The following is an 11,204-nucleotide window of genomic DNA, read 5'->3' on the forward strand; positions in this document are numbered from 1 at the left end:
GGAGAACTATATGAAACTAAGAGTGTGGATGATCTTAAGCTTAACCCTCTCGATAGGTTCCTTGGTCCTGATAAGCCAAGAAACTAAAGAGAAGGATGCAAGAGTTTCTTTCCTAATCGGAAAGGTCCAACTGCAGAAGGCAGGAAAGGGAAATTGGAGCGTATTGAAGCAAGGAGACTTGGTTTCTGAAGGAGATATCGTTTCAACAGGGAACGCTTCTAAGACTACCCTACTTTATAAAGGATCCGAGTTTAAAGTATTACCGAATACCAAACTAAAAATTTCGAGCCTATATAACGAATCCAAAGATGGAAAACTGGAAGTGCAAAGTGGATTTGCCTGGTTCCAGCTTGTTAACTTGAAAGGTAAAAAATTCGAAGTAACCACTCCGACTACTACTGCAGGAGTCAGAGGAACTGCGTTCTCCGCATTCCACGACGTAAAGTCCAAAGATTCCTCCTTCTGTACTTGTGAAGGTAAGGTCCTAATGAACGGAAGCGGTGATCCAAAAGACGGAACTATGCAGGAAAAGGGAAATGGAGGATACTATCCTGGAGATGGAGCAGAGCCTAAGAGAAGTTCCTACGACGGGATCATAGTAAAATTCAAATCATTTCCACCATTCAAGGATTTGATGAAGAAGAATATTTCCCTAAAAAACTGCCTTTCCTGTCACACTCCACAAGGTTGGACTCCTGAGGATGCAGTTCCGACTGACGAAACGTACGGTGGCGGAAAGATCTAAACCGTATATTCAATTTTTGAAAAGTAAAAGAGGCCCAAATTCGGGCCTCTTTTTTTTTAAGGTTTAAGGGCAGACAATCGCATCTCCTGGATTTGTTCCAAATGCTCCTTGGAACTGCAAACCTCCGAATAGATACGGATACGGTTGGCTATTCGGGATTGGGATAGTGATCAATTTCAACTTATCAGTAGTCGACCGTAATGCACATTTATTTCCGCTACTTGTATTCGTGATCGCATCCAAAGCCAATGAGCTAGGTAAAGGTACTTGTCTTAAAACATTATTCACCAAAGGAATGATCAAGGAACGGATGAGAGGGTCCACTACTTGGAAGATCCCCTTAGGGTCCAAACCGAATGGGTTAAAATTCGGTCCTTCTAAAATATCCATCGTATAAGACATACTCGCTTCGTCTTTTCGGATCACCAAGCTCAACGCATTCAGATTATTGTATTGAGGTTTTCCGGTAGGATCCGGATTCACAAAGGGAATAAAATTAAAAGATCCATCCCCTTTAATACTTACACGAACTGTATTCAAAAGGTAACGACAACTATTCGCGGCAGAATCCGCAACGGCAGCGCTACAAGGAACAGCTGCACCACCAGTGCTCACATCCGTTCCGGGAGGTCTTCTTCCAAAAATCCTTAATTCAAGATCCGTAAAGTTCACGACCAATGTAGGAAGAGCACTTGCTCCCCCGAATTTAAACTCCCCGTTCGGAGCATGGATCGCGTATACATCGATATCCACATCGTCGGTAGCACTTACCTTCGGAACAAACTTTGTAGGATCTCCCGGTTTTAAACCTACAAGAGGTCTTCCTGGAGATAGAATATTCAGAAGAGTTCCTACTTTGACTAACTCCTGAGTAAGTTCGAATAGAGGATCAGAACCTGCGTAGGCCTTGATCTGATCTATGAACTGTTTATTAATTCTTAAATTTAAAGCACCATTTTGCCAAAGACTATAAGCTGCCTGAGTCACTGTATCTGCATTCAAGGTTAAAAGTAATCCAGGGTTTGCATTACTTCTACTAAAAGCAAAATCTTTAGTCATAGCAGCAGTTGGTGCAATCGGACGAGTGCTCACAAATCCGGTCGCCAACTGATGGCCGTGATAATTCGGATCCGTATTTGCCAATGGATTCTTAGCTACCAAAGACACACTTGCGGAAGTTAAGATCCCTTTATTCGTTCCATCCGATTTTACGACAGCATCATTCTGGGCCATTAACCTCAAAGAAAGTGGGAAATTATTTAGAGGAGCAGGAAGATAATCAGGAAGAGTAACATCTAATCCAGGATTATTTAAAGAAACAAGAACTGCATTCATCGCTGCAACGGAAACTCTTTCTACAATATCCCTTAACATAGACTGAGTGATATATGGAGTCGCTTGAGGAACCGCGCCATTCGCTACACTTTCAGTGATCGGAGATAGCCAGGAACCCAGAGTATCCGTAGCCGCAAGTAAATTTACACCAGCAACAGAAAGATTATTCGTCCATTCCGATACGTAAAAATTGCCAGTGATCGGATCCGTAGGAGTATAAGGAGTTTTGATTACCACGGAAATATTTCCAGAAGAATCGAAAGTAGAAGTAGCCTTTGCTCTCGCCAGACGTGAATTATACGGTGCGCTATTATTCAGAGTAGCGGAAGTAGAAAATGCATAAGTATCATCATTTCCTAATAAACAAGCGAGGACCGTACAGTCATGGGAATAACCTATAGTGGTAATATCTATCACAGACCTTTTCCCATACAGATCGATCCCTAAAACACCATCCGCTTGTACATATATGGAATCCGTAATATTCGTAGTTCCATCCGGAGCCAATGGAGGAACCACCACATTATTAATATAAACATCCAACCACATCGGGAGATTTCCGGCGAAACTTGCGGTAATATTGAATGCTCCGGTATTTCCTGCGATCCCACAATATCCGTTACCATATTGTCCGGCCATATCTCCGTATGTTTTCACATAATTCACCGAAATCGGAAAATCATTCGCGGTAATGGACCAGAAATCGATACATCTTCTATCCGAAAAATTCCCGTTTCCATCTGGATCTCTCAAAGGACCTACGTCCGTGGTTTTAGGAGATCCGGAAAAATCGTTAAACGTTTTATTTGTGATCTTAAAATCTGCATGAGCAAACTTCGCTAAAATATTCGAGAATAGTTTTAGAGTTTGGGCCTGATCAAAAACAGCCGCTGCAGCGTTGGCGATCAAAGCATACGGAGTAGCATTTACTTTTCCGTAATTGAATCCGAAAGATCTTCTGAAAGTTTTTCCATCAGCGGTAGTAATTTGGAATTCGTATGCGTTTCCACCCTGGAAAGGTTTTAGTCCTGCTTTCGCTCCGGAGAAAGAATTTAAATTAAGAGAAGAAGCGAGCGGAGCTGTCATGTCGCAAGGAGAAGCCGCACAAATCACATGCTCGGCACTCGAACTCATATGTTTTAATTTGATGGACTGGATTTGATTCGGATTACTAGGATTCGTAAAACTTGCGTTTAAATTCATCGCCAAAGTCCCAGGAGTTGCATCTAGATATGTTAGATCTTTTTGGGAATTAGCCGGTCCAACGCCGGTACCATTTAAGGACATCGTAATATAATAATCCGGCTCGGTTGTGAAACTAATCGTATAAGGTTGAAGATCTCCCCCTTCCAATCCTTTGGAAACGGAGGTTAAGGTAAGTTTATACGTGGTATTTGCTTTTAATTCACGATACGGATCGAAGATCAAACGCCCACCCGATTTCCAATAGAATGAACCGCCCTTCTCGGTAGGAGGTCCTGGCAATAAAGTACCGTTATCTTCCGTAAAAACAAAATCAGTCTTCACCGTATTCTGTTGCATCGGTTCGGAAAAAACTATCTCCAAACTCTTATAACGGTCCACCTGTGTTAAAGTCGCCAGGTTCAGTAAAGCCTGAGGGCCGACAGTCCCGAAATCTACAGGCAATTGAGCAGGAGTATCGGTTTCAGTATAATTGATATTATTAGAAGCGCCCGGGATTGAGCCGCCATCGTCTATGGGAATTCCAATGGAACTTAGGAAAGAATCCAGCATTCCTCCTCCCTTTTCGGAACCTTTACATCCTGAAAGTAATAGAAGGGCCGGCAGACAAATTATAACAATCGTCCGTTTTAAATTTTTATGTTCTCTTTCACCCAATCCGGTAACCATTTTTTTTCTCCACATTCTAATCGCATAATTTCATTCGCGTTCGGCCGGAATCGGCACTCGTCAGTGCCTATCCAACCTCGGATCAGAAAACTTTTCCGATCCTTAAGGTTTTGTTTTCAATTTATGGAGAAAACTTTGGTTTAGGATTTTATTTATCTTCTTCTAATGTATTAACCGATTTACCTCTCTTACATCAAATTCCTAAATTTAAAATAACTTAAGGACACTGCACCACAGATCCAGGATTCGTAGCGGCCGCTCCTTGGAACTGCAACCCTCCGAATAGATATGGATAAGGTTCCGTATTCGGGATCGGAATAGTGATCAACTTCAACTTATCCGTCGTAGATTGAAGATTACATACTGCACCACTCGAATAATTGGTAATCGCAGAAACATTCAATGACTTAGGCAACGGCACTTGGCGGAGAACATTATTCACCAAAGGAATGATCAAAGAACGGATTAGAGGATCAACCACTTGGAAAATTCCCTTAGGATCCAATCCAAATGGATTCACAGAACCCCCTTCCAAAATATCCAGAGTATATGCCATACTGTTTTCGTCTTTTTTGATCACAAGGCTCATCGCATTCAGATTATTATACTGAGGCTTATTTACAGGATCAGGGTTCACGAATGGAATAAAATTGAATGAACCATCTCCTTTTAAACTTACCCTTACCGTATTCAAAAGATAACGGCAAGAGTTAGCAGCATTGTCGGCCGCAGCAGATGAACAAGTAATTGAACTTAATGTTGGATATCCTATCTGAGTTCCGTTGGGCCTTCTTCCATAAATTCTCAATTCCAAATCCGTAAAGTTTACGGTTAGAGCAGGAATGGAATTCGCTCCTCCGAATTTAAACTCTCCGTTCGGAGCATGGATCGCGTAAACATCAATGTCCACATCATCGTTTGAATTCACATTCTGGACCAATTTAGAAGAATCGGAAGGATTCAAACCTACAAGAGTCGATCTACCTGGAGCGAGAATGTTCAGCAATGTTCCCACTTTCACCAATTCTTGAGTCAATTGGAACAAAGGATCAGTCCCCGCATATGCAGTGATAGAATCTATAAACGGTTTATTGATCCTTAAATTCAAGGCTCCGTTCTGCCAGAGGCTATACGCAGCTTGAGTAACAGTGTCTGCAGTTAGAGTAAGAAGAAGTCCTGGATTTGTGGAACTTTTAGAGAAAGGAAACGTTTTTGTTAAAGCGTCCGCAGTTGGAACCGGACGTGTGCTTACAAATCCTGTAGCCAATTGATGACCATGATAGTTCGGATCGGAAGTTCCCAAAGGAGTTTTAGCTACAAGAGCGACTGACGCGGATCCAACTAATCCTTTATTCGCTCCCGAAACAGTCGGAACTACGTCTGTTTGAAATTTTAATTTCAAAGAAAGAGGGAAACTTTGAAGAGGAGTCGGAAGATAATCAGGCAATACCACATCCAATCCAGGATTAGCCAAAGAAGTTACGACTGCATTTAAAGCATTCGGTGCAACTTTCTGGATCACGTCTTTCAACATGGACTGAGTGATCGCAGGTTTCAAAGCGGGAACCATATCATTCGCGATCGAAGCGGTTACGGAAGAAAGAAGATCCGCTGCCCAAGAAGTGGAATCCACATAGTCCACGGAATCCAAAGTGCCTGCGTTATTTTTTACACGCAAATGGTCCGACCATTCCTTCGTATAAAAATTGTCTGTGGCCACATTTGTAGGAAGAGCTGCTGCAGTTAAAGGAGTTTTAATCGCGATATTAAATTCTCCATTCGAATCTACTAAAGTATTCGTATTTGCCACTGCTGCACGGGGACTTGTTGTTTCATTTAAGTTCACTTCCGCAATAGTAGTGAAATAGAATTTACTTCCGGAACCTACAAGGCCCAAACCAATAGAACTACGGTTTCTCGCGATGATCGCAAGATTGATGATCGCCTTACGGCCGTTAATACTAACCTTAAGGTTATTATTCGCAGGAACAGTGAGGCCAGCAGTAATTGTAGGATCGGTTCCGGTCATCGCTGGAATATTCACCCCAGTAATATAAACATCCATATCGAAATCGGAACATCCAAGGAAACAACCGTTCCCTACGAAAGCGCCTGGATTCACCCCTGCGCCACCGCAATAACCGTCCCCATTATCCGGATCAGTAGAGTCTCCAAAACTACGAATAAAACTAATCTCCGAATGATAATCGATACAATAACTTGTTCTTTTAGCGGTGCTCTTAGGATTGTTTGAAAAATCTGAGAAACTTTTTCCGGTGATCTTATAGTCGTTCTTAGTAAATCTTTCTAAGATCTGTCCGAACAATTTTAAAGCCTGAGTTTCATCTACGATCGCAGCAGCCCCATTCGTGATAAGAGCATACGGAGTAGTATTTACTTTTCCGTAATTGAATCCGAAGGATCTTCTAAAAACCTTACCGTTCGCAGTAGTGATCTCGAAAATGTAGGAGTTCCCACCTTGAAAAGGTTTTAAAGTAGCTTTTCCTCCTGAGAAGGAGTTGAGATTCAGGGAAGAAGCTAAAGCAGCAGTCATATCACAAGGAGGAGCCGCGCAAATCACATGTTCTGCAGTGGAACTCAAGTGTTTTAACTTAATCGTTTGAATTGAGTTAGTTCCGGTAACGGGAGAAGTAAAACTTGCATTCAAGTTCATTGCGATCGTTCCCGGCGCCGCATCTACATAAGTTAAATCTTTAGATGAATTCGCAGGCCCAACTGAAGTTCCGTTCAAAGTTGCACTGATCAAATAATCAGGCTCTGTGGTAAACTCGATGGCATAAGCCTGTAAGTCTCCGCCTTCCAAACCTTTAGAAGCTCCGGTAAGAGTCAGTTTGTATGTAGTATTAGGTTTTAATTCTTTATACGGATCGAAGATCAAACGGCCACCCGATTTCCAATAAAAACTTCCACCTTTTTGAGAAGCAGGGCCCGGTAAAAGAGTTCCGGTTTTTTCGGTCAATACGAAGTCACCATTTACGGTCGACTGTTGCATCGGTTCTGAAAATACGATCTCTAAACTTTTGTAACGATCCACTTGGTCCGTAGCAGAAAGATTTAATAATGCCTGAGGACCTGCAGTTCCGAAATCCACAGGGAGTACTGCAGGCTCGTCCGTATCTTTATAAGGAGTTAATGAAGCGCTAGGAGGTAGACTTCCTCCTGAATCGGTAGCGATCCCTAAGGTGGAAAAAATAGCGTCGGATAGACTTCCTTGTTTTTCTCCACCGCATCTGATCAATGCGAAAATGAATATTAAACTGATAAGAAAAAATCTAGTAAATGTCTGCATCTTCATTTTGGTCGGTAATCCCGTTTTATATCTTTTTTTCATCTTAGTGAGAATATCGCATTCAAATCGTCCCAGTATGTCGACGTGGGCTGTCCATTATTCCAATTGTCATAGAAGAAGGAATCGGATCCGGAGAAACGACGCCCTCTTTCATAAATATCTCCAAACAAACCGATCAATGTTCCTGCGGAATACAAGAAGGCACGGTTGTCCATAAGAGAAGTTTGGATCATATCCGATCTCAGAAGCACTTTCGTATTTTGAAATAGATCTTCTACGGTATATTGGCCTGACATGTTCGCGTTCTTTTCCAAGAAACTGAAGAAGCTGCCAGGTTTACCCAATTGATAACCGGTTGCGTATAAGTTCCTTCCATAAGGAGCCATTGAATCCAATACAGGAGGAAGACTTGTAGTCAGAATGTCCGAAACTGTATAAGTCCTAGTATCGAGCGCAGAGTTATTCGGATCGCTTATATCTCCTACATAGAACAAGGAAGAGATCAGATCCAAAGTATCCGTAACTTCTGCAGCAGTGAGTTGGATATCCAACAAGAGATCCAATAGGAAGTCCAAGGATTTCACTAAGGACCATCCGGATGATCTAGAAATATAATCGCGGATCCTTCTAACTAAGTCATCGATCTTAATCCAAGTAGGATCGTATAAATTCGCGCGAGGCCTATCGTCATATTTATCTGCGATACGATATACTAACCAATCAATCGGTTCATCGATCGCGAATTGGTTCGGACAATTCGTTTGGAAGTTCGCCTCTCCTCCGCATTCGGACCAAAGTTTCGTTTGGCCCAAAACACCGGACAGACCGTTCATAATCTTGTCCCTTGCGTCGGTTTTAGCAGGATCTCCAAGGTTTGTGGTAAACTTAATCAAACCGGAAAGAATATCAGTTTTACTTAATAGATCCAAAGGACCGTCGGTCATACGGTTTCTTTCGATAGTCTCGTTATTACTTCCGTCCAGTTTGTTCCCTTCGATTAGAACACTTAAAAGTGTCCTATAATTTTTAGAAGGTTTGTATTCCACAACAGTCGCAGCAGGGTTACGTATTCCGGAGCCTATACCAACAGTTCTGATCTGATTAAAAGAAGGAGTGGCAGGTAAATTATTCCCAGTCACTGCAGTTGTGTCCTGTCCATAGAACAAATACGGACGAGTAAAGATCTCCGCTAAATCGGTAAGTACCTTATACGGATTTCTTCCTGCAGCACGGTTCGCAGGAGTTTTTGCGTCATCTCCCATCGCCTTTGCTAATGCCACTATAAAAGGAGTTAATCGATTTCGTTTGTCCCAATTTGTGGTAACTTGAGAAGGAGGAGTATCTGTAGTTCCCAAGAAACCTAGTTGTTTGATCGTTCCTGCATTTTGAGAAATAACAGGAGGGATCATCCCATAGGTAGTATCCGGATTTGGAATTAATAATGGGAATAAAGCGGAATATACTGCAGTAACTTGGAAACTTTCATCTCCAGCCAATCCGTAACCCCAGCCTTCCATTAAGAAAACTGAATCTCCAGGCTCGTTCGAAATATCCTGAAGACCGGTAGCAGGAACGGAATAATCTTTTACCTTCGTTCCCTTTTTCGCCCAGTAACCATTATAATTAGTACAATCATTTTTCAGAGGTCCACAATTCGGCACCAGGTTCATCATTCCGAGAAGCCCGTTTCCGATCGCAGTAATAAACAATGCTTCTGCATATGTAACCGTAGAAGCGAGGCGAGCTCTAACCGGAAGAACTGCTACGAATCTTTTTTCGTAAAGAAGCCATTGTAAGTTTTTATAAAATGCTTCTTCGTCACTGGAAACCTGAACAGGTGCAGGAACTGTTTCTGTTAGAGAATAAAAACCTTTATCAGGTAATACGGCAGAAGCAGCAGTTTGATCCACTCCACCCAAATAAATCCTTCTTTCTCCACCGGTCCCCGGATCAATTTGCACATAGTATTGAGAAGTATTCCAAGAAGGATTGTATTGAAGAACATTCCCGTTAGGCGCGATCGGATTCCCGCTCCCGTCCTTTTTGCTATAATAAGGTCCGTATCCCTCTAAAGTAGCTTTAACGATCCAATCCATCATCCATGGAATTGTTTTATTATACAATTTATCGAAAGAAGCTTCGGATGCAGTATCCGTAACCGGCTGAGCTTCTCCTCTAGAAGCGGCTTCTAAAATAGATAAAACCCTTGAATTAAACCCGATCTTATAAATTGCACCGTCTCTAAAAACTTTAGAGCTGGTCCTACTCAATTCCGTAATATTCTTAAAATTGAAATTATCCGCAGAACCTATGATCGATCCCATACTGAACATGGAATCTCCCAGAGTTAATTCTCCTCCGGTCGTAATGGAGCCGGTATCAGTCAAAGCATTGTTTTGGGTCTGAGTTCCTGTAGGATTCCATCTATATCCGTAATTATTTGCGAGAGTGATAATTATAAATAAGGTCTCTAAAGAAGAATTCGGGCGGCTTTCGATATCGGTTTGGCGGTTTCTACCGTCACCATCTAACTGCAAAAGATCTTTAAAAGTCTGACTAGAGCCGGAAGAATTTCGCATAAAATCTAAAGTATATGCGTTCTTCGCAGATTCTTTCAGAAGATTTACCGTAACATCTCCTGATGGAAAAATAAGAGCCTTTATCACAACGAAAAGATCTCTTAACATCGTGCGCAATTCTGCAGGTTTTAAAGAACCACCCGGAGAATTATAAGCTGAATTCGTAGAATATTCATTAAGACTAGAAGCAAGTTCAGCTGGAGAAGCGGTATTTGCGGTAAAAAAATTCTCCGCATGAATGATGAATTGTTTAAAGGAAGTTTGAGGAGTCATTTGATCCTCAAACCCTGCGGCCTTATACATCATCTCGCCGAAATCGTATATTAGAGAAATAAAACCTTCTTTCAAAGAACGATCCGTTAAAAGAGAAGGAGCGAAAAATCCTCCGAGTAAATCTTCCAAACCTGTACGGAAAGTTGTATTTTTACGAAGTCCTTTGTAGAGAAAATCCTCTATATCATGCATTGTATCCACAGTATCCGGATCTATTAAAAGATCCGCAGTATCGTGAATGGATGTGGTGATCTCATTTGCAGATTTAGTATTATATTCTATCAAAAGTTGGCCTGCACCAATCGGCATCAGGTTACGGACCACTGGCTTTTTATAATGACGGATCTTTTCAAAAACAGGTTGGATTGAAGAATATGCAGCAGGATTAGAAGTTTGCATCTTCTCGATCATATCAGCAAGCCCCAAAGAAAGCGTTTGGACGCTCGTTCTACTCTGGAGCATGGCGGATTCAAGTGCCCGAATTGTGCCTAAATTATCAGTTCTTGGAGCTTGAGAGAGCGCATCCCCCAGGGTCTCATTGAACCCAACAGGGTCTAAACCGGTAAAAAAACTCTTAACAACTGGGTAAGGATTTAAGAAGGAGAAGAGAGAAACACCTTTGTAATCGTCGGTATTATCGTAAAATTGTGAAATCCCGTTGGTGTCGGTTCCGGCGTGAGAACAGGCTCCAGATAATGATAATATAAGAGAAAAGAAAATTATATTTTTCTTAAAAACTTGGAGTCGCAGAAGTACCCCAGTGAATTCCCCTATTGGCCGCATCTTCATCCCTTAAACCTCTCTGGGTCCGTGTTCGCTTTTTTGAACAATCGTTATCTTTCAAAACCAGAGCGGATTCTATTTATACCGCAGTTCTGAAAAACCTTCAATCTTTTTTTATATCAACTGTTCGAATCGTGTATCGATCGCTATACTGGTACATATTATAACGGTATAGACAAGGACTTTTTTCACTATAATTGTCAGTTTTTGAGATAACGTACGTTATTTTTAATGCTCTTATACGTCCCTTATTTTTTCAGAATATCACTTAAAATCGCGTTCTAAAGCGTGATTTAGGGAAGAAATC

General features: G+C 41.6%; 4 protein-coding genes. 1 reads left to right on the plus strand and 3 read right to left on the minus strand.

The genetic code is table 11. The features are described from left to right. Window positions 1-10: 10 nt before the first annotated feature. Window positions 11-745: a FecR family protein gene (locus EHQ64_RS01735; protein WP_135647785.1), complete on the plus strand. Its 735-nt coding sequence runs from the start codon at window positions 11-13 to the stop codon at window positions 743-745. 63 nt (window positions 746-808) lie between these two features. Here EHQ64_RS01735 and EHQ64_RS01740 read toward each other — a convergent pair whose 3' ends face one another. From EHQ64_RS01740 to EHQ64_RS01750, 3 genes are all read right to left on the minus strand, one after another. Continuing rightward, complete coding sequence (locus EHQ64_RS01740; RefSeq protein ID WP_135647786.1) at window positions 809-3,952, minus strand: Ig-like domain-containing domain; 3,144 nt, start codon at window positions 3,950-3,952, stop codon at window positions 809-811. Window positions 3,953-4,169: 217 nt separating this feature from the next. After that, window positions 4,170-7,268: an Ig-like domain-containing domain gene (locus EHQ64_RS01745; RefSeq protein ID WP_135647787.1), complete on the minus strand. Its 3,099-nt coding sequence runs from the start codon at window positions 7,266-7,268 to the stop codon at window positions 4,170-4,172. A gap of 32 nt (window positions 7,269-7,300) precedes the next feature. Beyond that, a complete protein-coding gene (locus EHQ64_RS01750) occupies window positions 7,301-10,903 on the minus strand; it encodes a hypothetical protein (protein WP_210410797.1) in 3,603 nt (1,200 codons plus the stop codon). Window positions 10,904-11,204: the final 301 nt, after the last annotated feature.

This window comes from Leptospira sarikeiensis (assembly GCF_004769615.1).
Lineage (GTDB): Bacteria > Spirochaetota > Leptospiria > Leptospirales > Leptospiraceae > Leptospira_B > Leptospira_B sarikeiensis.

Excerpts from the sequence above, each read along its gene's own strand:
- EHQ64_RS01735 (WP_135647785.1), top strand. The coding sequence starts at position 11 with ATGAAACTAAGAGTGTGGATGATCTTAAGCTTAACCCTCTCGATAGGT.
- EHQ64_RS01740 (WP_135647786.1), bottom strand. The coding sequence starts at position 3,952 with ATGGTTACCGGATTGGGTGAAAGAGAACATAAAAATTTAAAACGGACG.
- EHQ64_RS01745 (WP_135647787.1), bottom strand. The coding sequence starts at position 7,268 with ATGAAGATGCAGACATTTACTAGATTTTTTCTTATCAGTTTAATATTC.
- EHQ64_RS01750 (WP_210410797.1), bottom strand. The coding sequence starts at position 10,903 with ATGAAGATGCGGCCAATAGGGGAATTCACTGGGGTACTTCTGCGACTC.